Raw genomic sequence first — 24,527 nt, forward strand, 5'->3', positions numbered from 1 at the left:
CTCACCTCCTTGTATGCCGCACTATCGTGGGGCCGACGCATAGGCGGGGGCTGGTTGGGGGCGTGCGATGGAGAAGCTGGGGGCGGGGGATCCGCAGCAGATCGGGGCGTATCGGCTGCTGGCGCGGTTGGGCGCGGGCGGCATGGGAGACGTCTATCTGGCCCGGTCGGACCGGGGCCGTACGGTCGCGGTGAAGCTCGTGCGGCGGGAACTGGCCGCGCAGGAGGAGTTCCGGGCGCGGTTCCGGCAGGAGGTGCAGGCCGCGCGGCAGGTCGGCGGGTTCTGGACCGCGCCGGTGCTCGACGCGGACACCGAGGCCGACGTGCCCTGGGTCGCCACCGGGTACGTCGCCGGGCCGAGTCTGCAGCAGGTCGTCGGGCAGGACCACGGGGCGCTGCCCGAGCGGTCGGTCGGCATCCTGGCGGCGGGGCTGGCGCACGCGCTCAAGGACATCCACGCCGCCGGGATCGTGCACCGGGACCTCAAGCCCTCGAACGTCCTGGTCACCATCGACGGGCCCCGCGTCATCGACTTCGGCATCGCGCGCGCCCTGGAGACGGTCGACGAGAGCGGGCTCACGCGCACCGGCGCGCTCGTCGGGTCGCCGGGGTTCATGGCACCCGAGCAGGTGCGCGGCGACCGGATCACGCCCGCGTGCGACGTGTTCTGCCTGGGCTCGGTGCTCGCGTACGCGGCCACCGGCCGGCTGCCCTTCGGGTCCGTCGACAGTGGCGCGCACGCCGTGATGTTCCGGATCGCCCAGGAGGAACCCGACCTGGAGGGCATGCCCGAGGGCATCGCCGAGCTGGTACGGGACTGTCTGCGCAAGGACCCCGGCGTCCGCCCGACCCTCGACCGGATCCTGGAACGCACGGGCGCCGAGGACACCGTCTCCGGCGGCCGCTCCCGTGACCCCTGGCTGCCGAGCGCCCTGGTGGCCCAGCTGGGCCGGCACGCGGTACGGCTGCTGGACGCGGAGAACCCGGTGGGCTCGGCCGGGGCCCGGCCGACGCCCGGGAGCACCCCGGCGGAGCGGAACCCTCCGCGCCCCGCCGGCCCCGGTTCCGGCCCCGTGGAGCCCACCCCCGCCGCATCCCCCGAGCACGCACCGGCCGCCGCGTCGCCGCCGCCCGATCAGCTGCCCACCGTTGCCGCGAGCCGGAACGGTCCGACCCCGCCGCCCGGCCCCCCTCCCGGCGGTGCCTTCGGGGACGCCGCCGCGCCCGGCAGTGCCCCGGCCCACCCGGCGTACGGCTACCCGCAGCAACACCCGCAGCAGCCGGCGTACGGCTACCCGCAGGCCGGCCCCCCTCAGCCCTACGGGTCCGCTCCGGGGTACGGGGCGTACGGCCCGAACGCGTCGTACCCGAACCCGAACCCGGCGTACGGCTCCACCCCGCCCTACGGCCCGGCGGGCCCGTACCTGCCGGCGCAGCAGCCCGAACCGTCGCGGCGCAGCGGACGTTCCACGGTCGCGCTCGTCCTGGTCGCGCTGGTCGTCGCGCTGGGCGCGGGCGGCTCGGTGTACGCCCTCATGAGCGGCGGCGGTGACGACAGGGGCGGCGGCGGTGCCACCGACGGGCCCACCGCCACGTCCGCCGCGACCGGGTCCCCGACCTCCGGCCCCACGTCTCCCACCCCGTCCCCGACCCCCTCGGCGTCCGCGGACGGCACGATCCCCGCCGGCTACCTGGGCACCTGGACGGCCACGATCGACAGCGGCACCGGCCGCAACACCCGCCAACTGACCATCCGGCAGGGCGAGGTGGGCGACCCGGTGCTCTCCCTCGTCGCCGACGGGCCGGCCGGCACCGGCACCTACCACTGCGAATTCGAGGCGGACCTCTCCGCGGCCCCGGGCGGCGACGGCCCGTTGCGGGTCGGCCCGTCCACGGTCACGGTCGGCGAGCCGCCCACCTGCTCGCCGGGCAGGGCCACCGAGATCTCGCTGCTGCCGGACGGCAGGCTGGAGCGGGTGACCGCAGGCACCGGGGAGAAGCTGACGTACACCAAGCAGTGACCGGCGGGAGTGAAGTACCGGTTCCTGTGAGGCAGTTGAACGTACGGCGAACTTCGCCGTCCGGGCGGCGCCGACGGCTCCGAACGGACGTACGGTGACCCCACGTTACGGCTCTGGTGAGTTGCGGGGGCACCACGGTGGAGTGGCTGAGCGCGGAGAACGTCGTGGCCGTCGGCACGGCGGTGATCGGTGTCGTCGCGTCGGGCGTCATGGTCTGGTACGAGCGGCGCGTGCCGCGCCGCAAGCGGATCGGCTACCGCGTCCAGATGGACAACCCGATAGGCGACGACGTGCGCTCGGGCCGGGCCAACGTCCGGCTCGGTCTCTTCGACGCGGACATGGACGACGCGACGCTCGTGCTGCTGCGCGTCGAGAACGACGGCTCGCAGAGCATCGACCGCGACGACTACACCGGACCCGAACCCCACGGTCTCACCGCGGTGTTCACGGACCGCACCATCCGGGGCGTCTCGGTCACCCAGCCGACCGACATCGACCACCTGATGGACCACTTCACCGCCCAGCGCGGCTTCGGCTACGAGGGCAACCGGCTGCGCGTGCCGCGGGTCCCGCTCAACCCCGGTGACTACTACAAGCTGCTGGTGCTGCTGTCCGGCGGCGACGTCGGCGCGGACATCCGGCTGCGCGGCGGCATCCGGGACGGCGAGGTGCACCCCAACCGCAGTGCCACGCCGGACGACAAGTCACCGCTGTTCAGCCTCCAGGCCAGGATCTTCACAGGACTGCTCACCCTCTCCGTGCTGGCGCTCGCGGGCATCGTCGTCTTCCGGGACGGCAATCCGATCGAGTGCGAGCAGGGTGAGCTGACGGTGATCGGCTCGACCGCCTTCGAGCCGGTGATCACGACGCTGGCGAAGCAGTACGAGAACAAGTGCGCGGGCGCCGAGATCGAGGTGCAGACGCGCGGCAGCGAGGCCGGGGTCGCCGAACTCGGGGCCCTGGCCGACCGGTCGAAGTCCGCGGCCCGCTCCGTCGTCGCGTTCTCCGACGGCCCGCTCGGTGACCGCCTCGGTCTGAAGGGGAAGAAGGTCGCGCTGTCCGTCTTCACGCTCGCCGTCAACGACGGGGTGGACGTCGGACCGAAGGGGCTGACCGTGGCGCAGGTGCGGGAGATCTACCAGGGCCGGTACAAGCGGTGGGGCGAGGTGCTCCCGGACGCCGACCGGGCGACCGCCGAGTTGCCGATCGTCCTGGTCAGCCGCAGCGACAGCTCCGGGACGCGGCAGGTGTTCCAGGACCGGGTGCTGGGGGAGTGGGAGCGGGCGCAGAGCACATCGCTGGACTGCCGGCCGCCCACCGGTGCCGTCACCGTCGTGACGCGGTGCGAACTCGCCGGTACCGGAGACGTGCTGGACAAGATCGCCGAGCAGCCGGGGGCGATCGGGTACAGCGAGCTCGGGGTCGCGGCCCGGCACAAGGGCGTGCGCCCGGTGCCGCTCGACGGCGACCGCGCGAACGTCGACGAGATCGAGCGCGGCGACAGCGCCTACCCGTACCGCGACATCGAGTACGCGTACACCTACGGCACCCCGTCCGGCGACTCGCTGGCCGCGGGGTTCCTCGCCTACCTGGACAAGGAGAACAGTCAGCAGGTGATCCGCACGCAGGGGCATCTGCCGTGCGGGACGCCGGTGGGGGTGAGGCTGTGCGGCTGACGCCGGGGCGAGGGGCGGCCGAGGCACCCTTGCCGTTGGTTGCCATGTACACAACCATGGCGGGGTCGGCCGGCATCGGCAGCACCGGGAGGACCCATGCGCCCCAGCCCCACCAGAAGAACGGTCCTGACGGCCACGGCGGCGGGCGCCGCGGCGCTGACGGCGACCGGCACGGCCGAGGCGGCGGACACGTCGGCGACCCGCCCTCCGGCGACGGCCCAGCGCCCCGGCCGTGAACTGCGCGCCCTTCTGCGCGAGATCGACCCCGCCCGCATCGAGGCCACGGTCCGCGAACTCGTCTCCTTCGGCACCCGCCACACCCTCTCCGTCCAGGACGACCCGGCGCGGGGCATCGGCGCGGCCCGCGACTGGCTGCTGGCCGAACTGAACTCCCGCGCCGCGGCCTCCGGGGGCCGGATGACGGTGGAGCTCCAGTCGTACGTCCAGGAACCGGCGCCCCGCATCCCCACCCCCACGAAGATCACGAACGTCGTCGCGACGCTGCGCGGTTCGGTGACGCCGGAGCGCGTGTACGTCGTCTCCGGGCACTACGACTCCCGGGTCACCGACGTCATGGACGCCACCTCCGACGCACCGGGCGCGGACGACGACGCCTCCGGGGTGGCCGTGGTCCTGGAGCTGGCGCGGGTGATGGCCAAGCGCCGCCCGGCGTCGACGATCGTGTTCGCGGCGGTGGCGGGGGAGGAGCAGGGCCTGTACGGATCGGCTCACCTGGCGCAGCAGTTGAAGGCGGCCGGCGCGGACGTCCAGGGCATGTTCACCAACGACATCGTCGGCAGCGCCACGGCGGACGACGGCACCCGCGACCCGTACACGGTCCGCCTGTTCACCGAGGGGGTCCCGTCCTCCGAGACCCCCGAACAGGCGGCGCTGCGCCGCTCGGTGGGCGGGGAGAACGACTCGGCGACCCGCCAACTCGCCCGCTTCGTGCGGGACGTGGCGGACAACGACGCGACCGGCATGCGGGTGCGGGTGATCCACCGCAGGGACCGCTACCTGCGCGGCGGCGACCACATCCCCTTCCTGGAGCGCGGCTACCCGGCCGCCCGCTTCACCGAACCGGCCGAGGACTTCGCCCACCAGCACCAGGACGTCCGCGTCGACGACTCCGGCAAGCAGTACGGCGACCTGCCGGAGTTCTGCGACTTCGCCTTCACCGCGCGGGTGGCCAAGGTCAACGCGGCCGCCCTGTGGACCCTGGCGCAGGCCCCCGGCACCCCGAAGAACGCGCGGATCATCACCAGCAACCTCACCAACTCCACCCTTCTCACCTGGCAGAGAGGCCCGGAACCGGACCTCGCCGGGTACGAGGTCGTCTGGCGTGAGACGACGGCCCCCGAGTGGACCCACGTCCTCCCGGTCGGCGACGCCACGAGCCACGAGGTCGACCTGTCCAAGGACAACGTGTTCTTCGGCGTCCGGGCGGTGAACAGGTCGGGCCTGCGCAGCCCGGTGGCCTTCCCCTCCCCGCAGTCGTGACCGCGGTGAGCGGACCTCAGCGCGGCTCGGGCGGTCGCTGACGCGGCATGTTCGGGCGGGTGCCGTTCGTCGGGGGCACCGCGAAGCGGCCCAGTGCCGCAGCCGCGTCCGGGCGGCTCGCGCCGGGCACCGCGGACTGGATGCCCAGGGGTGCGGAGCCGGTGCGGAACTCCACCATCCAGTCCGCGGTCTCCGCCCGCATCAGCTCGGTGACGTCCTCGGAGAACCGGCGCAGCACTCCCAGGCACCGCTCGGCGGCCTCGCCGGCCGTGCCCTCGGCGGGTCCGAGGACCTCCCGTACGTTCTCCGTCGCCCAGTCGAACTGAAGCATCTGAAGCCGCCGCTGTACGGCCTGGGCCGTGGCGACGTCCCTTATCCACCCGGACGTGACGCCGAAGAACCGGTCGACGGCCACACAGGCCACGGCGGCCAGCAGCGCCAGATACCCCCAGGGGGCCACGCCGCTCGCGACGCCGGTCAGATCGAGGAGCGGCAGCGCGGCTCCGACCACCGCCCCCGCCGCGGCGCCGCCGCGCAGCGCCCTGGCCCCGCGCCGCTTCCACACCCGGTCCGCGAGGTACCACGCCGCCGTGTTCAGCGCCCCCCGCTCCACCCAGCGGTACAGCTCGTCCAGCCGCACCGCCGGCTCCCCCCAGTCCCCGTGCGGAAACGCCCGCCCCGTCAGATCGCCCGGCCGCACCCCGGCCACCCCTTCGCCGCCCCGCCCGTCCTGCGGCGACCTGTCGGGCTGCATCTCCGGCTGACCCACCCGGCACTCCCTACTGTCACGGTGCGTGACATCACGTACGACATACGACGTGGATGCGACCCCTGCAGCGCACGGAACGTCACGCAACACCTGAGGCTGACGCGCCGGACCCTTCCTACCGCCCAATGGGTGGCGAAGAGATGCCTTTCGCGTCTTTTACGCCCGGAAGTGGGCCTTGATCAGGTATAGGACGCCCATTCCTCCAGGTTCTCTCTCACTCGAAAGAGTGCTGGGGCGACGGCCACGCAGACCACGTAGGCTCGTGCTGAACGGGAAACGCGTATACACGCAAGGAGCTGATCGTGATCCCCGGTGGTGGCCAGCCCAACATGCAGCAGCTGCTCCAGCAGGCCCAGAAGATGCAGCAGGACCTGCAGCGGGCGCAGGAAGAACTGGCGCAGACCGAGGTCGACGGACAGGCGGGCGGCGGCCTGGTGCAGGCCACTGTCACCGGCGCCGGCGAGCTCCGCGCGCTGAAGATCGACCCGAAGGCGGTGGACCCGGAGGACACCGAGACCCTCGCCGACCTGGTCATCGCGGCCGTCCAGGCGGCCAACGAGAACGCGCAGAACCTGCAGCAGCAGAAGCTGGGCCCGCTGGCCCAGGGCCTGGGCGGCGGCAGCGGGATCCCCGGCCTGCCCTTCTGACGCTCCGGGCGCCCTCCGCCTTGCCTTTCTAAGAGGGGGCACCGCCAACTACCGTACGTACCGTAAGGAACCCCAGGAAGGACGGCAGTCCGTTGTACGAAGGCGTGGTTCAGGACCTCATCGACGAGCTGGGTCGGCTGCCCGGCGTCGGTCCCAAGAGCGCGCAGCGGATCGCCTTCCACATCCTCCAGGCGGAGCCGACGGACGTACGGCGCCTCGCCCAGGCCCTCATGGAGGTCAAGGCGAAGGTCCGCTTCTGCGCGACGTGCGGGAACGTCGCGCAGGAGGAGCTGTGCAACATCTGCCGGGACTCGCGCCGCGACCCGGCGGTGATCTGCGTGGTCGAGGAGCCCAAGGACGTCGTGGCGATCGAGCGGACGCGTGAGTTCCGCGGCCGCTACCACGTCCTCGGCGGCGCGATCAGCCCGATCGAGGGTGTCGGACCGGACGACCTGCGTATACGAGAACTTCTCGCGCGGTTGGCCGACGGGACGGTCACGGAGCTGATCCTGGCCACCGACCCCAATCTCGAGGGCGAGGCCACGGCCACGTACCTCGCGCGCATGATCAAGCCCATGGGCCTGAAGGTCACCCGCCTGGCCAGCGGCCTCCCGGTGGGTGGCGACCTGGAATACGCGGACGAGGTCACCCTCGGCCGCGCCTTCGAGGGGAGACGACTCCTAGATGTCTGACGCCACGCTGCACGCGACCGGCCAGAACCCGGACGACTTCGCGGTCCAGATCGCGGACCAGATCGAGAGCTTCCTGGTCGCGGTGACGGAGGTCGCCAAGGGCGACGAGCCGGGCTCGACCGTGCCCTTCCTCCTCCTGGAGGTCTCCCAGCTGCTGCTCGCCGGCGGCCGTCTCGGCGCCCACGAGGACATCGTCCCCGACGAGCGCTACGAGCCCGACCTGGGCCCCGAGGGGGACGTGGACGAGCTCCGCGAGAACCTCGCCCGCCTGCTGGACCCGGTCGACGTCTACTCCGAGGTCTTCGACCCCTACGAGCCCCGCAAGGCCCCGGTCCCGGCCCGGATCTCCGACGACCTGACCGACGTCATCACCGACCTGCGTCACGGCATGGCCCACTACCGCGCGGGCCGCACCGCGGAGGCCCTGTGGTGGTGGCAGTTCTCCTACTTCTCCAACTGGGGCTCGACGGCGTCCGCGACGCTGCGCGCGCTGCACTCGGTGCTGGCCCACATCCGCCTGGACCAGCCCCTGGAGGAGCTGGACGGCCTGGACACGGACCAGGGCGTGATGGGCGACGAGACGCTGGAGTTCGAGGCCGGCAAGGTCATGCAGCAGGAGATCGGGGAGCAGCTCGGGCTGCGGCCGGCGAAGTAGCGCCGGCCGCATCCCGCGGCGGACTCAGATCCGTACGGCCGCACCGGTCACGCCGATTCCCGTGCCCGGCTCGGCCGGAACGGTCACCGTGATGGTGCTGGGCCTGCCCATGTCCACGCCCTGATGGATGGTCAGCGTGGCGGGCGTCCCGACGAGTTCGAGCTCCCGCAGATAGCCGCCGAACGCGGCCGCCGCCGCGCCCGTGGCCGGGTCCTCCACGACACCGCCGGGCGGGAACGGGTTGCGGGAGTGGAACACGGTGGGGGACTCCCGCCACAGCAGGTCGACGGTCGTCCAGTCCTCGCGGGCCATGAGGGCGGCCAGCGGCTCCATGGCGTAGTCCAGGTCGGCCAGCCGCTCCCGGGTGGCGGCGGCGAGGATCGGGTGCCGGGCGCCGCCGAAGGCCACCCGGGGCGGCAGCGCCGGGTCCAGGTCGGCGGGGGACCAGCCCAGGATGGCCAGCAGGTCGGCGAGGTCGGCCTCCGCGAGGGGCTCCGTGTGCGGTGCCACGCTCACCAGGGTCGCCGTCAGCGTGCCGTCCGCCGTCCGGTCGGTGGTCACGGTGACCGGGCCCGCCTTGGTCCGCAGCAGCAACGGGCCGGTGCCGTGCCGCTCCGCGTGGGCGACGGCCGTGGCGATCGTCGCGTGGCCGCAGAACGGCACCTCGGCGAGCGGGCTGAAGTAGCGGATGTCCAGCGTGCCGTCGCCGGCCGGAACCACGAACGCCGTCTCCGAGTAGCCGAGTTCGGCCGCCGTCTCCAGCATCGTCTTGTCGTCGGCCCCGGTGGCGTCGAGCACCACACCTGCCTGGTTGCCCCCCGAGGGGTCGCTGCTGAAGGCCACGTAGCGCGAAATCTCCATGCGTGGACGGTAACCGCGCGCCGGGACGGGGGCGAGGGGATTACCCGGGCAGGTGCGCCGCGCCGGGAAAGGTGACGCAGGTTACAGAGAAAGACCCCAGTAGTCGCGTAATGCGCGGGGGACTCGTGCCGTCTCACCGGCACAACGGCCACACCGGGCCGCTGCCCCCGCCCCGAATCGGAGCCCGCCCATGCATGTCACCCTGGAGCAGCCGACCGGCGCCCGCCTGATCACCGCCGACCAGGAGATCGCCATACCGGCGACCCTCCGCTACACCTCCGGTGACCCGCTGGCCGTGCACCTCGACTTCCCGGCCCACGCCACCCTCGACGGCGAGGCCGCGACCTGGACGTTCGCCCGGGTACTGCTGGGCGAGGGGCTGCGGGCCCCGGCCGGTCCCGGCAGCGTGCGGGTCCGGCCGTGCGGGGCCACCCACACCTACGTCGAGTTCCACTCGCCCGAGGGTGTCGCCAGGCTCCGGTTCGCCACCGCGGACCTGAACCGCTTCCTGGCCCGCACCTACACCGTGCTCGCGCCGGACGAGGAGACCGTGGGCGCGGAACTGGACCAGGGGCTCGCGGCGCTGTTCGGCGGGCGGGTGTGATCTGCGGTTTCCGGGGAGCTCTCACGCGTCCCGCCCGGACTGCCCCATGACGAGCCCATGGCGACCCGGTCACGTGCATGGGTGTGGACGGGAGTCGGACTCTGCGTCGCAGGGACCGTGGGGTTGATCGTCGGCGGTGTGCTGAACTGACGGCCGCCGGCATGAGCGTCGTATCGCTGGGCGCCGGCGTCGAGTTGGTGCGCGGACGGGGTCGCCGGAAGGCCGCCGCTGTGTGACCGGGCGCTCACGCGGCGCGAATTGGAGCGGTGTTGTCCCCGGCCTGTACGTCCGCTGCACGGGCCCTAACCGGCCCGCGGCGAGTCTGGAGCCACCTGAACCAGACCTGTTACGGGAGATGCGATGACTCGTCGTTCCATCAGCAAGCGCGTGGCCGTTGTCACCGCCACCGCAGTGATCGCCGTCGGTACGGTCGCCGCCGGTGCCGCGGTCGCCGGGCCCGGCTGGAGCGAGAAGAAGCCCGACAAGAAGGAGATAGCCGGCCTGTTCGACCAGTGGAACAGAGCCCTCGCCACCGGTGACCCGGAGCAGGTCGCCGACCTGTACGCGAAGGACGCGGTGCTGCTGCCCACGGTCTCCAACCGGGTCCGCGCCGACCGCGCCGGAATCGTCGACTACTTCGAGCACTTCCTCGCCAACAAGCCGGTCGGCACGAAGATCGAGACCCACGTCAACGTCCTCGACCACAACTCCGCCATCGACACCGGCGTCTACGAGTTCGCGCTCACCGACCCCGCGACCGGCGAGAGGAGCACCGTCGAGGCCCGCTACACCTACGCCTACGAGAAGCGCGGCGGCGAGTGGTTCATCGTCAACCACCACTCCTCGAAGATGCCCGAAGGCTGATCGCCACCTTCAGCCCGCCCCCGGGAGCGTCCCCGAGCGCCACGGTCCCGCCGTCGTCGGTCACCAGCTGCTTGACGACGGCGAGGCCGAGGCCCGAACCGGACCTCCCGGTCAGCCCCCGGCCGCGCCAGAACCGGTCGAAGGCACGGGACTTGTCGGAGTCCGGCATGCCGGGACCCCCGTCGAGGACCGAGAGCACCACCGACTCGCCCTTGGTCTCCACCCCGACGGTGATCGCGCCACCGTCCGGTGACACCTCCAGGGCGTTGGAGAGCACGTTGTCCAGCACCTGCTCCAGATGGCCGGGAGAGGCCAGCACCAGCGGCCGGCCGTCGGCACTCACAGTCAGCGCGATGGTGACTCCGCGCTCGTCGGCGGCCGGCCGCCACACGTCCAGCCGCTCGCGCACGATGTCGACAAGCGCCAGCGGTTCCGCCGCCGTCACCTTGGCCTCCGCCCGCGCCAGCACCAGCAGCCCGCTCACCAGCCGGCTCATCCGGACGACCTCGGCCGTGGCCTGCTCCACGTCCTCCTTGACGGAGTCGTCGTCCACGCCGTCGGCGATGTTGTCCAGCGACAGCCTGAGCGCCGTGAGAGGGGTACGGAGTTGATGCGAGGCGTCGGCCACGAAGATGCGCTGCGAGGCGACCAGCGTGTCCAGGCGTTCCGCGCCCTGGTTCAGGGTGCGCGCCAGCGTCTGTGTCTCGGGCGGGCCCGTCACGGGGGAGCGGGCGGTCAGATCGCCGTCGCTGAACCTGCTCGCCATGTCGTTGAGCTGGCGCAGCGGCCGGGTGATTCGCCGTGCCGCGGCGGCGCCGATCACGGCGGCCACGGCGAGGACGGCCACCGCGAGGACCGCGCGGAAACCCCAGATCGTCCAGAGCCGTTCGGTCAGGTCGTCCGTCGAGTACACGATGCGGACCGCGCCGACGACCGGGCCCCGGTTGCGGCCGTCGAGGTCGACCGCGCTGGAGCGGGCGGGCACCGTGACCTTCAGCTCCGGCCCCCAGATGAAGGAGGAGCCCCAGTCGGTCGTGGACCTGCCGTCCTCAAGGGCTCCGGTCAGGGCCGCGTCCCGCTGCGGGCCCGGCAGGCCGGTGTCGCAGCGCCCGGTCGTCTCGACCTGGCCGGGGGTCTGCCCGGCGTACGCCCGGGCCATCTCGTCCAGGGCCGCGCACGAGGGGGTGTTGCCGTTGCCGAGGAGCAGGGCCATGGTGTCGGCCTCGCGCCGCACGGAGTCGGCGGTGTCGCCCCGCAGCTGGTCCGTGAGCGTGAAGGCCACCGGCACCGTGAACAGGGCGATCGCCACGGCCACGAGCAGGACGTAGCTGCGGATGAGTTGGCGGATCATGACGAGCCGCTGCCGTCGCCCCGGTCGGCGCCGACGACCTCCAGCCGGAAGCCGACTCCGCGCACCGCCTCGATCGTGACGGCTCCGGCGAGCTTGCGCCGCAGCGCCGCCACATGCACGTCGAGCGTCTTGGTCGGCCCGAACCAGTTCGCGTCCCAGACCGCCTCCATGATCTGCTCGCGCGACATCAGCGCCCCCGGCTCCTCGGTGAGGAAGGCCAGCAGGTCGTACTCCTTGGGCGCGAGCGCGACCTCCTCGCCGTCCAGCCGGACGCGGGCGGCCTTGCGGTCGACGGTGAGACGGTCGCCGTAGCGGTCGGGGCCGGTCCCGGCGGGTGTACGGGGCCGGCTGCGGCGCATGACGGCCCGTATCCGGGCTATGACCTCGCGGACGCCGAACGGCTTGGAGACGTAGTCGTCCGCGCCGAGTTCCAGCCCGACCACCCGGTCCGTCTCGTCGCTGCGCGCGCTGATCACGATGATCGGCACGTCACCGCGCTCGCGCAGCGCCCTGCAGATATCGAGCCCGTCGGTGTCGGGCAGCCCGAGGTCGAGGAGCACGACGTCGTAGGGAGCGCTGTGGCTCAGCGCCGCGCCGCCCGTCGTCACCCAGGCCACCTCGAAGCCGTAGCGCAGCAGTCCTCGCCGGAGCGACTCGGCGACCGGTTCGTCGTCTTCCACCAGAAGTACGCGCACACGCCGAACCCTAGTGGTTGAAACTTAAAGACGACCGGCCGTCGAGCCAGTGAGCAGGGGATTCCCCGGTTTCTTCAGGGTTTCCCGACAAACCGGGCTACCACATGACCGGCAGCCGCTCCGGGATCCGCTTCATGAAGCCCGTACGCCACACCAGTTGCTCGATCGGCACCGCGAGGCGCAGCTCGGGCATCCGCTCCAGCAGGGCCCGCAGGGCGATCTCGGCGTGCTTGCGGCCGAGTGCGGTGGCGGGGCAGTAGTGGCGGCCGCCGCCGAAGGAGAGATGCGCGGTGGCGTTCTCCCGGGTGAGGTCGACCCGGTGGGGGTCGGGGAAGGCGGCCGGGTCGAAGTTCGCGCCCTCGACGAGGACCAGGACGAGCTCGCCGGCCTTCACGTCCACATCGCCCAGTGTCACGTCCTCGGTCGCCAGCCGCGGCAGGCCGTCGCCGATGGACAGGTTGATCCGCAGGAGCTCGTCCACGGCCGCGGGGATCTTCCCGGGATCCGCGACCAGCTCGGCCCGCAGGCCGGGGTGCTGGATCAGCGACACCAGCGCCATGGCCAGGAAGCCCGAGGTGGAGATGACCCCGGCGCCGAACATCGTCACCCCGACCGTCGCGAGCATCTCGTCGGTGAGATGGCCGTAGTCGGGGTCGGCGCGCAGGGCGGCGAGCTCGGCCATCAGACCCGTCGTCGCCGGGTCGTCGAGCCGCTCCGTCATGAAGGCGATGTCGCGGTCCCAGTTGAGCCGGGCGCCCGCGACCGGGCAGGCCGAGTTCATGAACGCGATGTCCAGGCTGCGCATCAGCCGGGGCGCGTCCCCGGGCGGGATGCCGAGGATCCGGCAGTGCATGCCCGCCGAGTACGGATCGGCGAAGCCGGCCCGCAGATCGGCCGGGGCGCCCTCGCGCATCAGCCCGTCGAGGAGGTCACCGGCACAGGACCGCATCCACTCCGCGAGGCCGGGGCTCTTCGGGTTCAGTGCCTTCAGCACGGCCTTGCGCAGTCCGGCGCCGGTGATGTTCCCCATGTTGTTGACGACCTCGGGCGGGATCGTCAGCGCGTACTGGCGGGGCACACCGGGTGCGGAGGTGTCCTTCAGGCTGAACCGGGGGTCTTCGAGGACCTGCTTGCACAGGGCGTACGACGACACGAGCCAGGCCTCGTCGCCGGCGATGGTGCGCACACGGCGCACCGGCGTGGCTGCGCGCAGCTCCTCCACCTCGGGCGGAAGCTGGTCGCCGCGCCAGGAGAACGGAAAGTCGAGGAGGGCGTCAGTGAGCATCGGTGGTCCCCTCGGCGGGCGTGACGATGGCGTGCCCCTGGTTGCGGGAGGCGCGCAGTCCGGCGCCGCGGGAGTAGAGCAGCTCGGCCATCGGCAGGAGCTGGTGGTAGCAGTTGAGGGAGGACGGGACGCCGAGGATGGCGGGGGTGTCCAGGAAGAGGGGCGCCTCGGCGCAGACGTAGGAGAGGCAGACCTCCCGCTGCGCGGCGGTCGCCCGCTGTGCCCGGCCGGTCAGGAAGGAGTCGACGAGCTTCTCGCAGGTCGTGCGGAACTCGTCGTCGGTGGTGAGGCGGGCCTGGAGCCGGTCGTGGATCTCGCGGTAGGCCGCGTTGCCGTGGAAGTCGGACATGGCGTGCGCGTACAGGCGGCTGCCGCCCGGGTCGGCCGCCCGTACGGCGGCCAGCACCTTGGCGCGCACCCCGCGCAGGTTCTTCACCGCCTTGCGGCGGGCGTCGTCGGGCGGATAGCCGGACGCCGCGTACATCTCGGCCACGTACAGGTCCGTGTAGACGAAGTCCACCCGTTCGAACAGGGCGAGGCCCCAGCGGGCCAGGTCGTGCACGCGGTCGGCGGAGAAGTAGCTGTTCCCGGGCGAGACACCGATGACGGCGTGGTCGCCGGCGGCGCGGATGACCTCGCAGTGCGGGGTGAAGGGCCGGATCTCGAAGAGGGCGCCGGCCGCGGGATCGGTGGCGGCCCCGGCTGGTGTGACGTGCTGGATCTCGGAAGCGGTCGCAGTCGTCAAAGGAGGAGAATCCTTGCGCGTCGCAAGTCCCGATGGAGCCTTGTGCCCCTGGTGTGGCGACGACGACGCGAAGTTAGCGGGCGACTACGGAGAGCGTCAATGGCCGTCTCGCGGGCCGCGTCACCCCGAGTGACCTGCCCCACTTTCCGGAGTGCGGGGCTCCCCACCGGGCAGACACGACCCCGAGCGGCCGAATCTCACCATCTGGGAACCCCAAGGTCGAATTCGGACGCTCGGTAAACTGAGCCGACACACACGGACTGAGCGAGGAGCGCACGTGGGCCTTGTCGTGCAGAAGTACGGAGGTTCCTCCGTAGCCGATGCCGAGGGCATCAAGCGCGTCGCCAAGCGGATCGTGGAAGCCAAGAAGAACGGCCACCAGGTGGTCGCCGTGGTTTCCGCGATGGGCGACACGACGGACGAGCTGATCGATCTCGCCGAGCAGGTATCCCCGATCCCTGCCGGGCGCGAGCTCGACATGCTGCTGACCGCGGGAGAGCGGATCTCCATGGCCCTGCTGGCCATGGCGATCAAAAACCTGGGCCACTCGGCCCAGTCGTTCACCGGCAGCCAGGCAGGTGTCATCACCGACTCGGTCCACAACAAAGCCCGGATCATCGACGTCACACCGGGCCGGATCCGTGACTCGCTGGATGACGGCAACATCGCCATCGTCGCCGGGTTCCAGGGCGTGAGCCAGGACTCCAAGGACATCACCACGCTGGGGCGCGGCGGGTCCGACACCACCGCCGTCGCGCTGGCCGCGGCCCTCGACGCCGAGGTCTGCGAGATCTACACCGACGTCGACGGCGTGTTCACCGCCGACCCGCGCGTGGTCAAGAAGGCGAAGAAGATCGACTGGATCGCCTTCGAGGACATGCTGGAGCTGGCCGCGTCCGGCTCGAAGGTGCTGCTCCACCGGTGTGTGGAGTACGCCCGTCGTTACAACATCCCGATCCACGTGCGGTCCAGCTTCAGCGGACTGCAGGGCACGTGGGTCAGCAGCGAGCCGATCGAGCAAGGGGACAAGCAGGTGGAGCAGGCCATCATCTCCGGTGTCGCGCACGACACCTCCGAGGCCAAGGTCACGGTCGTCGGTGTGCCGGACAAGCCGGGCGAGGCCGCCGCGATCTTCCGCGCGATCTCCGACGCCGAGATCAACATCGACATGATCGTGCAGAACGTGTCCGCCGCCTCCACGGGGCTGACGGACATCTCCTTCACGCTGCCGAAGTCCGAGGGCCGCAAGGCCATCGACGCCCTGGAGAAGAACAAGGCCGGCATCGGCTTCGACTCCCTGCGCTACGACGACCAGATCGGCAAGATCTCCCTGGTCGGCGCGGGCATGAAGACCAACCCGGGCGTCACGGCCGACTTCTTCAAGGCGCTGTCCGACGCGGGCGTCAACATCGAGCTGATCTCCACCTCCGAGATCCGCATCTCGGTCGTCACCCGCGCCGACGACGTCAACGAGGCCGTACGCGCCGTGCACTCCGCCTTCGGGCTCGACTCCGACAGCGACGAGGCTGTCGTGTACGGGGGCACCGGGCGATGACCCGTCGACCGACGCTGGCGGTCGTGGGGGCGACCGGGGCCGTCGGCTCGGTCATGCTCCAGATCCTGTCCCAGCGGGCGGACATCTGGGGTGAGATCCGTCTGATCGCCTCACCGCGCTCGGCCGGCCGCAAGCTGGCCGTGCGCGGTGAGGAGGTCGAGGTGGTGGCGCTCGGCGAGGAGGCCTTCGCCGGAGTCGACGTCGCGATGTTCGACGTCCCGGACGAGGTCGCCGCCCGCTGGGCCCCCATCGCCGCCGCCGCGGGCGCGGTGGTGGTCGACAACTCGGGCGCCTTCCGGATGGACCCGGAGGTGCCCCTGGTCGTGCCCGAGGTCAATCCGCACGCCGTCCGCAGGCGGCCGCGCGGGATCGTGGCCAACCCCAACTGCACGACCCTCTCGATGATCGTGGCGATGGGCGCGCTGCACGCCGAGTTCGGGCTGCGCTCCCTGGTGGTGTCCTCCTACCAGGCGGTGAGCGGGGCCGGCCGGGCCGGCGTCGACACCCTGCGCCGGCAGCTGTCCCTGGTCGCCGGCACGGAACTGGGCACCAGCCCCGGCGACGTACGGCGGGCCATCGGTGAGAACACCGGACCGTTCCCGGAGCCGGTCGCGCTGAACGTCGTGCCGTGGGCCGGGTCGCTGCGCGAGGACGGCTGGTCGTCGGAGGAGATGAAGGTGCGGGACGAGTCCCGCAAGATCCTCGGCCTGCCGAAGCTGCCGGTCGCGGTGACCTGTGTGCGGGTGCCGGTGCTGACCGGGCACTCGCTGACCGTGCACGCGCGCTTCGAGGGCGAGGTCACCGTCGCCAAGGCGCGTGAGATCCTCGCCACCGCCCCCGGGGTCGTGCTGTACGACGATCCGGAGGCCGGTGAGTTCCCGACGCCCGCCGACGTCGTGGGCACGGATCCCACCTGGGTCGGCCGGGTGCGGCGCGCGCTGGACGACCCCACGGCGCTCGAACTCTTCGTCTGCGGAGACAACCTGCGCAAGGGCGCGGCCCTCAACACCGCTCAGATCGCCGAGCTCGTGGCGGCGGAGTTTTCGTGAGCCGGCCGGTGCCGCAGGAAATCCGCTGGCCCGCGGCGGATTGATTTGTAGGATCTGTGTGAAGAATGTGAGCCGATCGATGGTCCGGACCACTTGAACCGGGACGGGTCGGCATCCGAAGATTTTCCTCCCCGCCTTCTGCAACCGCTTGCAGGGCGGGGAGCGTCTTTGCGGTCGCCCTTATGGGCGTGGAGACGCGTTTTTTTCTGGCGTGGGGACGCCATGAGCAGGGCGTGGGGACGCCCGTTCATGTGGGACATAAGGGAAGAGCGGGTAGGCATGTGGGCGTTTGACGCACGGTCAGCTGTGCTGCCTCGGACGAGACGGGCGGCCGCGGGGAACAGAGGGTCGGTTGCGAGGATCGGACGGTCGGCAGCGGTGGCCGAAGGGTGTATCGCGGACTCCGGCGCAAAAGTGACGTCCGGCACGTACAACCCTCACGGGGGGACGCGTGTCCAACAGGCGTGGCAGAGGTACTCGACTTCAGTGCGGCGACCCGCGGTACGGCCCTACGGCCGCCCCGCCGGCTCGTCCGACCCCGCACGCCCGGGGCGCTCGGCGGCATGCCGGTGATCGCGCCCATGCCCGCAGCGCGGCCCACCCGCATCCCGAGTCAGCGTGACGGTGCCGAGCACGCCGAGAACTCCGCGGCGGCCGGCACCACCGTCGATCACCTCACCGAGACCTACCGGGCGCACTACCGCTCCCTGCTCGGTCTCGCCGCCCTCCTCCTCGACGACACCGCCTCCTGCGAGGACGTCGTCCAGGAGGCCTTCATCCGGGTCCACTCCGCCCGCAAGCGGGTGCGGGATCCGGAAAAGACACTGGCGTATCTGCGCCAGACCGTCGTGAATCTCTCCCGCTCCGCGCTGCGCCGCCGCATACTCGGCCTGAAGCTGCTGTCCAAGCCGATGCCCGACATGGCGAGCGCGGAGGAGGGGGCCTACGACCAGCTCGAACGGGACTCCCTCATCAAGGCGATGAAGGGCCTCCAGCGCCGCCAGCGCGAGGTGCTCGTCCTGCGCTACTTCGCGGACATGACCGAGGCGCAGGTCGCCGAGGCGCTCGGCATCTCGCTGGGCTCGGTGAAGGCGTACGGCTCGCGCGGCATCGCGGCGCTGCGGGTCGCCATGGAGGCGCCGGCATGAGCGGGGACCAGGACGAGCGGCGGGAGCCGGCGAAGCGGCCGGACCTGCAACAGCCGAAGCAATCGCACGCTGGGAACGGAACTGTGAACCACGGCCCCGACGACCAGGGCCCCGAGGGTCTCGACTCGGACGAGCTGGCACTGCGCCGCTTGCTCCACGACGCGGTCCACGAAATGGAGCCGCGCGACGGCACGCTGGACCATCTGCGCCGGGCGGTGCCCGCACGCCGGGCGCGCAAGCGTCAGGCGCTCGTCGGCATGGCCGCCGCGGCCCTCTTCGTCGGCACGGCCGTCCCGGCGCTGGTGCATGTGTCCAACTCCACCGGCACCGATGTGAACTCCTCCAACGCCGGCCATGGTGAGCAGGCTCAGGGCGGGTCCGGTCCGGGCAAGGAGACCGAGGGCGGCCAGAGCACCTCGGGCGGGTCCTCCGGCAAGACCGAGGACAAGGGCAAGGGCAGCGACAAGGAAGAGGACAAGGGTTCCGGCACGGGCCCGGGCAGCGGCTCCGGAAGCCCCGACGACCCCGAGGCCACCACCGCGGCCGGCATCGCGGCGTGCACCGTCGACCAGCTCGGCACGTCCGGCGGGACCGCCGACGCGCCTGACGCGGCCAACGCGGTGTACGGCACCTTCCGCTTCAGCAACATCTCCTCGGCCGACTGCATGGTGAGCAGCCCCGGCAGCGTGGGCTCGCTGGCCTCGGGCGCCGCGGACCAGGCGAAGATCACCACGATCCGGCACATCGCCGGGGACGCGGCGGCCGGTCTGCCCGACCCGTCCCAGGAGCTCACCTCGCTCGTCCTCAAGCCGGGCGAGTCGTACGCGGTGAAGTTCGCCTGGATCCCCACGGAGACCTGTCCCACCACGGGTGACAACACCGGCGGCTCCACGGGCGGCGGGGAGCCCTCGCCCGACCCGACGCCGACCGACACCACCAGCGGCGCCACCGAGGGCACCTCCACCGGCGGCGACACGGGCACCTCCACCCAGCTGCTGGGCGAGGACACCACCCTCGACGGCAGCGTCACGATCTCCAACACGACGGAGGCGGGAGGCGCGACGGCCACGGTGGTCGTGTCCAACGCCTGCGCGGGGACCGTCTACTGGACGGGTGTGCTGGCGGGCGCGTAGCCGCCGCGCCGGGGACCCCTCGGATCACACGCCGGACGGGCTGGAGACGCGCTCCTCGTCCGGCGTCAGCCCCAGCTCCGCGTCCCGCACGGACTCCACCTCGCGGCGCAGCAGCCGGAACCACATGAACACCACGAAGCCGGCGAAGACGAACCACTCGCCGGTGTAGCCGAGGTTCTGGAACGCCTTCAGGTCCAGGCCGGTGTCGGCGGTGGCGGCCGCCGGGACCGCCTTCATGCCGGGGTCGGCCTTGGTGAGCGTGATCCAGGCGTCGTAGACGTCGTACGGCACCAGGTTCACCAGCGACGCCGCGCTGATCGCCCCCGTCTGGCCGGACGGCAGGCCGCCCTGCGCGGGCACGCCGTTCTCCCCGGGCTGCTCGGACGCCTGGAGCGCTCCGGTGACCGTGACCTCTCCGGTGGGTGCGGCGGGCGCGTCGGCACGGTCGGCCGTGCCCGGCAGCCAGCCCCGCACGACCGGCAGGGCCTTGCCGTCGTCGGTGCGCAGCAGCGTCAGGACGTAGTAGCCCCGCCTGCCGTCCAGTTCCCGGCCCGGCACCAGCAGCTGCTCGGCGTACCGGCCCTCGGCGGTGGCCTGCCGGCCCGCCGTCGCCTTGTCCACCGGCAGCAGGTCGGCGAGCGGCCGGGCGGCCTCCCGCTTGTTCTCCGCGGCCTGCTCACCGGCGTTGCGATGGTCCTCGACGCGCGCCTCGAACCGGCCGAGCTGCCACGACCCCATGAACACGCAGAAGGGGATCGCGAGCAGCACGAAGACGTTGATCCCCCACCAACGGGGCGTCAGCAGAAACCGGTACACGCCATCAAAGGTACGGGGCCGTCGCGGCGGTCCCGCCCGCGGGGTCGGTCCCGCGGGCGGAGTTATCCACAGGCTGGGGACCTCGCCAGCGCATTGTCCGCCGGGCCAGGCACTATGGGGCCATGACTGACAGCCACGCGTCCGATTCGCGGGATCACCAGATGCAGGACAAGGACATGCCGGACTGGGAGAAGCGCTTCCGGGCGCCTCGGGTGTCGCTGCCCGACTGGGCGGAGGACGCGCCGGACCGCTCCTTGTTCGTGTCGAACGCCACGGGGACGTACGAGCTGTACGCCTGGGACCGGGCGACGGGCGAGCAGCGCCAGGTGACGGACCGGCCGAACGGCACGACGGACGGCGTGCTCACCCCGGACGGCGCCTGGATCTGGTGGTTCGACGACAAGGACGGCGACGAGTTCGGTGTCTGGCGCCGCCAGCGGTTCGCCGGCGGTGAGGACGAGCTCGCGGCGCCGGGCCTGGACCCGTCGTACCCGGCGGGCCTCGCCCTCGGCCGGGACGGGCGGACGGCGGTCGTGGGCCGCTCGACGGACGAGGACGGCACGACGATCCACCTGGCCCGCACCGGGGAGCCCCCGGTGGAGCTCTACCGCCACCGCGAGTCCGCAGGCGTCGGTGACCTCTCGCACGACGGCACGCTGATCGCCGTCGAGCACACCGAGCACGGCGACGCCATGCACTCGGCCCTGCGCGTCCTGCGCCCCGACGGCACGGCGGTCGCCGAGCTCGACGACACCAGGGGCGGCACCGAGGAGCTCGGCCTGGAGGTCCTGGGCTTCGCCCCGGTGGACGGCGACACCCGGCTGCTCATCGGGCATCAGCGGCGCGGCCGCTGGGAGCCGCTGGTGTGGGACGTGGCGACGGGGGAGGAGACCGACCTCGCCCTCGACCTGCCCGGCGACGTGAGCGCGGAGTGGTATCCCGACGGCACCGGTCTGCTGATCGTGCACAGCTTCGAGGCGCGCAGCGAACTGTTCCGGTACGACCTGGCCCGCCGCGCCGCGGAGCGCGTCCCGACCCCGGCGGGCTCGGTGTCCGGCGCGACGGCCCGGCCGGACGGCAGCGTGGAGTACCTGTGGTCGTCGGCCGCGGAGCCCTCGGCGGTGCGCTCGACGACGGGGCAGGTCGTGCTGGACCCGCCCGGCCTGAAGTCCCCGGGCTCGGTCGCCGTCGAGGACGTGTGGGTGGAGGGCCCGGGCGGCCGCATCCACGCCCTCGTCCAGCGCCCGGAAGGCGTCGAGGGTCCCCTGCCGACGGTGTTCGACATCCACGGCGGCCCGACCTGGCACGACAGCGACTCCTTCGCGGCGGGCCCGGCGGCCTGGGTGGACCACGGCTACGCGGTCGTGCGCGTGAACTACCGCGGCTCGACCGGCTACGGCCGAGCCTGGACGGACGCCCTGAAGCACCGCGTCGGCCTGATCGAGCTGGAGGACATCGCGGCCGTCCGTGCATGGGCGGTCACCTCCGGCCTGGCCGACCCGTCCCGCCTGATCCTCACCGGCGGCTCCTGGGGCGGCTACCTCACCCTGCTCGGCCTCGGCACCCAGCCGGACGCGTGGACGGCGGGTATCGCGGCGGTCCCGGTCGCCGACTACGTCACCGCGTACCACGACGAGATGGAGGCGCTGAAGGCCATGGACCGCACCCTCCTGGGCGGCACCCCGGAGGAGGTACCCGAGCGCTACGAGGCGTCGTCCCCGCTGACCTACGTCGACGCCGTCACGGCCCCGGTCTACATCTCGGCGGGGGTGAACGACCCCCGCTGCCCGATCCGCCAGATCGACAACTACGTCGAGCGCCTCCAAGCGCGCGGCGCGACCCACGAGGTGTACCGCTACGACGCGGGCCACGGCTCACTGGTGGTGGACGAGCGGATCAAGCAGGTGGGTCTGGAACTGGACTTCGCGGAGCGCCACTTGAAGGGGCGTCGCACGTCCTGATCTCTCCCTGAACGCGCAGGGCCGAAGCCCTCGACACAGGCCCCCGCAGCCGGCCCCGGCTGCGGGGGCCGTGGTGTCTTCGCACCCCGGGACCCGCGCTGCCGGCGGCCCGGCCCTCAACTGCCGGGCGGGCTTGTAACGTTCGGCGGCCGTACGGCACTGAGGGGTATGAGCCATGACGACCTGCGTGCACTGTTCCTCAACTGCACGCTGAAGAAGAGCCCGGAACGCAGCCACACACAGGGCTTGATCGACCTCAGCTCGCGGATCATGGAGAAGCAGGGCGTTCAGGTCGAGCACCTGAGGCCGATCGATCATGAGATCGCCACCGGGGTGTGGCCGGACATGACCGAGCACGGCTGGGAACGCGACGCGTGGCCGTCGATCCACCAGCAGGTGATGGCCGCCGACATCCTCGTCATCGCCGGACCGATCTGGCTCGGCGACAACAGCTCCGTCGCCAAGCTGGTCATCGAGCGGCTCTACGCCTGCTCGGGCCTGCTCAACGACGCCGGTCAGTACGCCTACTACGGCCGCGTCGGCGGGTGTCTGATCACGGGCAACGAGGACGGCGCCAAGCACTGCGCCATGAACGTCCTGTACAGCCTGCAGCACCTGGGATACACCATCCCGCCGCAGGCGGACGCGGGCTGGATCGGGGAGGCCGGGCCCGGTCCCTCCTACCTCGATCCGGGCTCCGGCGGCCCCACCAACGACTTCACCAACAGGAACACCACGTTCATGACGTGGAACCTGCTGCATCTGGCCCGGCTGCTCAAGGACGCCGGGGGCATCCCGGCGCACGGGAACCAGCGGTCGCGGTGGGACGCGGGGTGCCGGTTCGACTTCGAGAACCCGGAGTACCGCTGACTTCGCGGTACCGCCGACTCCAGAACATCGCCGAATCCATGACGAAGGGCTGAGAAATGACCGTCGAGAACACCGTCGAGACCGTCCCCACCTGCGCCTACCCGGGCTGCACCAATCCGCCGGAGGCGCCCGCCGCCGACGCGCAGGGGCAGGCGCCGTCCCGCTACTGCGGGCACCCCGAGCACAACGCGCTCGGCGCCTTCCGCAAGTTCCGTGCCAAGCGGCAGCAGCGCAGGGAGGACAAGCGCGTGGCAGCCGAGGCGAAGAAGGCCGCCAAGGAGGGCGCGCACGAGGCCCAGGCGCCCGCCGCCGGGCACGCCTGGCCGGCCGTCCCGGACGGGTCCGGGCACATCCCCGGCGCCGAGGCGGTGCAGCAGGAGCACGGAGAGGCCCGCGCCGCCGTATCCGCCGAGTCCGCCGTATCCGCCGAGCAGATGGAGGCGGAGGCCGTCAGCAGTGAGATGGCGGCCATGGCCGCGATGTCGACGGCCGAGAGCGACCGTGCCGCCCAGTCGCGCGACGCCCTCGTCGCGCTCATCAAGCAGCTCGCCGCCGAACTTCCCGCCTACATAGAGGAGTTGGCGATCATCACCGACTCCGCGGCGGCCGAGGCCCGGATCGAGACGGTCACCCGGGCCGCCGCGCAGCGCATCCTCGCCGCCGAGGAGCGGGCCACCCTGGCCGAGGAGGCGGCCGAGATGGCCGTCGCCGCGCTCGACACCGCGCAGGAGAAGTTCGCGGCGGAGACGGCCGCGATCCGTGAGGAGACGGCCGGCCAGGTGGCGGACGCCGTGTTCGTCCGGGCCGAGCTGGAGCGTTACCGCGAGCGTGTCGGCATGCTCGAGGTCCGCCTCGACGCCGTGCGCGACGAGGCCGACGAGCTGCGCCGTGCCAGGACCGCCCCCTCCGGTGAGCCCGAGCGGCCGCGCCCCGCCGAGAACTGCTGACGTCCCTCGGCCGACGACCAGCGAAGTCCGGACGGAGCGGCGGGCGTTCATCTGTAACGTTCGCCGCTCTTTCCGTCTCTGAATGCCAACACCCGAGCAGAAACGGATAACCCTCATGTGCCGAAACAAGCGTCCCGTCCTCTGGATCACCACGGCCGTGGCCGCCGTCGCGCTGGCCGTCGGGCTCTACCTCTTCGAGCCCTGGCGGCTGTTCACCAGCAACCGCGTGGACGAGGCGCCGCCCGCGGCCGCCGCCCAGCAGGGGGCCGCGGCCAAGAAGTCGGCGCACGGCGCGTTCCTCTCGCACGAGCACGAGACCAGTGGTTCGGTCGACGTCCTCCAGCTCGCGGACGGCAAGGCGACGCTGCGCCTGACGGACCTGCGCACCTCGGACGGCCCGGCCCTCCACGTGTGGCTGAGCGACCAGCCGGTCGAGCAGGGCGACGGCGGCAACCTCGACGACGGCAAGCACATCGACCTCGGCGACCTCAAGGGCAACGAGGGCAATCAGAACTACGCGATCCCGGCCGGCACCGACCTGGACCAGTTCTCCACGGTGACCATCTGGTGTGAGCGCTTCAGCGTGTCGTTCGGCGCGGCCGAGCTGAAGCAGACCGCCTGACGGAACAGATCGCACGGACACGGCAGTGGGGGGGGGGGGGGGGGGCCCCCCCCCCCCCCCCC

General features: G+C 71.9%; 23 protein-coding genes. 16 read left to right on the top strand and 7 right to left on the bottom strand.

What is annotated here, in order from left to right; translation table 11 throughout:
* Window positions 1-67: 67 nt before the first annotated feature.
* From ACGFW6_RS13400 to ACGFW6_RS13410, 3 genes are all read left to right on the top strand, one after another.
* The gene (locus ACGFW6_RS13400) at window positions 68-2,020 is read left to right on the top strand and encodes a protein kinase (RefSeq protein ID WP_393507771.1); all 1,953 of its coding nucleotides are present in this window, start codon (window positions 68-70) and stop codon (window positions 2,018-2,020) included.
* Window positions 2,021-2,157: 137 nt separating this feature from the next.
* Window positions 2,158-3,696, top strand: coding sequence for a substrate-binding domain-containing protein (locus ACGFW6_RS13405; RefSeq protein ID WP_393507773.1), 1,539 nt, complete (start codon window positions 2,158-2,160; stop codon window positions 3,694-3,696).
* A 96-nt stretch (window positions 3,697-3,792) separates the two neighbouring features.
* Window positions 3,793-5,196 carry a M20/M25/M40 family metallo-hydrolase gene (locus ACGFW6_RS13410; protein WP_393507775.1) on the top strand — a complete coding sequence of 468 codons (1,404 nt, stop codon included), beginning with the start codon at window positions 3,793-3,795 and terminating at the stop codon, window positions 5,194-5,196.
* 16 nt (window positions 5,197-5,212) lie between these two features.
* On the opposite strand, the gene ACGFW6_RS13415 is transcribed toward ACGFW6_RS13410, so the two are convergent.
* Window positions 5,213-5,965, bottom strand: coding sequence for an SLATT domain-containing protein (locus ACGFW6_RS13415; protein WP_393507777.1), 753 nt, complete (start codon window positions 5,963-5,965; stop codon window positions 5,213-5,215).
* A gap of 302 nt (window positions 5,966-6,267) precedes the next feature.
* On the opposite strand from ACGFW6_RS13415, the gene ACGFW6_RS13420 reads away from it, so the two are divergent.
* The 3 genes from ACGFW6_RS13420 (at window position 6,268) to ACGFW6_RS13430 (ending at window position 7,959) form a co-directional block, all read left to right on the top strand.
* On the top strand, window positions 6,268-6,612 hold the full coding sequence (locus tag ACGFW6_RS13420) for a YbaB/EbfC family nucleoid-associated protein (RefSeq protein WP_393507779.1): 345 nt from the start codon (window positions 6,268-6,270) through the stop codon (window positions 6,610-6,612).
* A 92-nt stretch (window positions 6,613-6,704) separates the two neighbouring features.
* The gene (gene recR / locus ACGFW6_RS13425; RefSeq protein WP_016437272.1) at window positions 6,705-7,304 is read left to right on the top strand and encodes a recombination mediator RecR; all 600 of its coding nucleotides are present in this window, start codon (window positions 6,705-6,707) and stop codon (window positions 7,302-7,304) included.
* Window positions 7,297-7,959: a DUF5063 domain-containing protein gene (locus ACGFW6_RS13430; protein WP_393507781.1), complete on the top strand. Its 663-nt coding sequence runs from the start codon at window positions 7,297-7,299 to the stop codon at window positions 7,957-7,959. Before recR ends, ACGFW6_RS13430 begins: the two co-directional genes overlap by 8 nt.
* A 24-nt stretch (window positions 7,960-7,983) precedes the next feature.
* Here ACGFW6_RS13430 and ACGFW6_RS13435 read toward each other — a convergent pair whose 3' ends face one another.
* Window positions 7,984-8,820: a PhzF family phenazine biosynthesis protein gene (locus ACGFW6_RS13435; protein WP_393507783.1), complete on the bottom strand. Its 837-nt coding sequence runs from the start codon at window positions 8,818-8,820 to the stop codon at window positions 7,984-7,986.
* Window positions 8,821-9,010: 190 nt separating this feature from the next.
* Between ACGFW6_RS13435 and ACGFW6_RS13440 the strand changes: the two genes are divergently transcribed.
* Entirely contained in the window at window positions 9,011-9,424 is a 414-nt protein-coding gene (locus tag ACGFW6_RS13440; RefSeq protein WP_393507785.1) for an SsgA family sporulation/cell division regulator, read from the top strand.
* Window positions 9,425-9,784: 360 nt separating this feature from the next.
* Window positions 9,785-10,288 carry an SgcJ/EcaC family oxidoreductase gene (locus ACGFW6_RS13445; RefSeq protein ID WP_393507787.1) on the top strand — a complete coding sequence of 168 codons (504 nt, stop codon included), beginning with the start codon at window positions 9,785-9,787 and terminating at the stop codon, window positions 10,286-10,288.
* Here the strand turns inward: ACGFW6_RS13445 and ACGFW6_RS13450 are convergent.
* The 4 genes from ACGFW6_RS13450 to ACGFW6_RS13465 form a co-directional block, all read right to left on the bottom strand.
* Window positions 10,254-11,639 (bottom strand): ATP-binding protein, encoded by a 1,386-nt coding sequence (locus ACGFW6_RS13450; protein WP_393507789.1) that lies wholly within the window; start codon window positions 11,637-11,639, stop codon window positions 10,254-10,256. The genes ACGFW6_RS13445 and ACGFW6_RS13450 overlap by 35 nt on opposite strands.
* Window positions 11,636-12,334, bottom strand: coding sequence for a response regulator transcription factor (locus ACGFW6_RS13455; RefSeq protein WP_393507791.1), 699 nt, complete (start codon window positions 12,332-12,334; stop codon window positions 11,636-11,638). The genes ACGFW6_RS13450 and ACGFW6_RS13455 overlap by 4 nt, the downstream gene beginning before the upstream one ends.
* A gap of 97 nt (window positions 12,335-12,431) precedes the next feature.
* Entirely contained in the window at window positions 12,432-13,619 is a 1,188-nt protein-coding gene (locus tag ACGFW6_RS13460) for a cytochrome P450 (protein WP_393507793.1), read from the bottom strand.
* Window positions 13,609-14,364 carry a tRNA-dependent cyclodipeptide synthase gene (locus tag ACGFW6_RS13465; protein WP_393507795.1) on the bottom strand — a complete coding sequence of 252 codons (756 nt, stop codon included), beginning with the start codon at window positions 14,362-14,364 and terminating at the stop codon, window positions 13,609-13,611. The genes ACGFW6_RS13460 and ACGFW6_RS13465 overlap by 11 nt, the downstream gene beginning before the upstream one ends.
* A gap of 277 nt (window positions 14,365-14,641) precedes the next feature.
* Between ACGFW6_RS13465 and ACGFW6_RS13470 the strand changes: the two genes are divergently transcribed.
* The 4 genes from ACGFW6_RS13470 to ACGFW6_RS13485 all read left to right on the top strand — a co-directional run bounded on the left by ACGFW6_RS13470 (window position 14,642) and on the right by ACGFW6_RS13485 (window position 19,249).
* Window positions 14,642-15,919 (top strand): aspartate kinase, encoded by a 1,278-nt coding sequence (locus tag ACGFW6_RS13470; protein WP_272114448.1) that lies wholly within the window; start codon window positions 14,642-14,644, stop codon window positions 15,917-15,919.
* Complete coding sequence (locus ACGFW6_RS13475) at window positions 15,916-16,968, top strand: aspartate-semialdehyde dehydrogenase (protein WP_393507797.1); 1,053 nt, start codon at window positions 15,916-15,918, stop codon at window positions 16,966-16,968. The genes ACGFW6_RS13470 and ACGFW6_RS13475 overlap by 4 nt, the downstream gene beginning before the upstream one ends.
* Window positions 16,969-17,432: 464 nt before the next feature.
* Window positions 17,433-18,116: a SigE family RNA polymerase sigma factor gene (locus ACGFW6_RS13480; protein ID WP_393507799.1), complete on the top strand. Its 684-nt coding sequence runs from the start codon at window positions 17,433-17,435 to the stop codon at window positions 18,114-18,116.
* Window positions 18,113-19,249 carry a hypothetical protein gene (locus tag ACGFW6_RS13485; protein ID WP_393507801.1) on the top strand — a complete coding sequence of 379 codons (1,137 nt, stop codon included), beginning with the start codon at window positions 18,113-18,115 and terminating at the stop codon, window positions 19,247-19,249. The genes ACGFW6_RS13480 and ACGFW6_RS13485 overlap by 4 nt, the downstream gene beginning before the upstream one ends.
* A 24-nt stretch (window positions 19,250-19,273) precedes the next feature.
* On the opposite strand, the gene ACGFW6_RS13490 is transcribed toward ACGFW6_RS13485, so the two are convergent.
* Entirely contained in the window at window positions 19,274-20,065 is a 792-nt protein-coding gene (locus ACGFW6_RS13490) for an SURF1 family protein (protein WP_393507802.1), read from the bottom strand.
* A gap of 122 nt (window positions 20,066-20,187) precedes the next feature.
* Here ACGFW6_RS13490 and ACGFW6_RS13495 point away from each other — a divergent pair, with 122 nt between their 5' ends.
* The 4 genes from ACGFW6_RS13495 to ACGFW6_RS13510 all read left to right on the top strand — a co-directional run bounded on the left by ACGFW6_RS13495 (window position 20,188) and on the right by ACGFW6_RS13510 (window position 24,465).
* Entirely contained in the window at window positions 20,188-22,026 is a 1,839-nt protein-coding gene (locus ACGFW6_RS13495) for a prolyl oligopeptidase family serine peptidase (protein ID WP_393507804.1), read from the top strand.
* A 168-nt stretch (window positions 22,027-22,194) separates the two neighbouring features.
* On the top strand, window positions 22,195-22,896 hold the full coding sequence (locus tag ACGFW6_RS13500; protein ID WP_393507806.1) for a flavodoxin family protein: 702 nt from the start codon (window positions 22,195-22,197) through the stop codon (window positions 22,894-22,896).
* A gap of 56 nt (window positions 22,897-22,952) precedes the next feature.
* Window positions 22,953-23,843: a hypothetical protein gene (locus ACGFW6_RS13505; protein ID WP_393507808.1), complete on the top strand. Its 891-nt coding sequence runs from the start codon at window positions 22,953-22,955 to the stop codon at window positions 23,841-23,843.
* Between the two features lie 115 nt (window positions 23,844-23,958).
* A complete protein-coding gene (locus ACGFW6_RS13510; protein WP_393507810.1) occupies window positions 23,959-24,465 on the top strand; it encodes a DM13 domain-containing protein in 507 nt (168 codons plus the stop codon).
* Window positions 24,466-24,527 lie beyond the last annotated feature (62 nt).

Source organism: Streptomyces sp. Y7, from assembly GCF_043195415.1.
Lineage (GTDB): Bacteria > Actinomycetota > Actinomycetes > Streptomycetales > Streptomycetaceae > Streptomyces.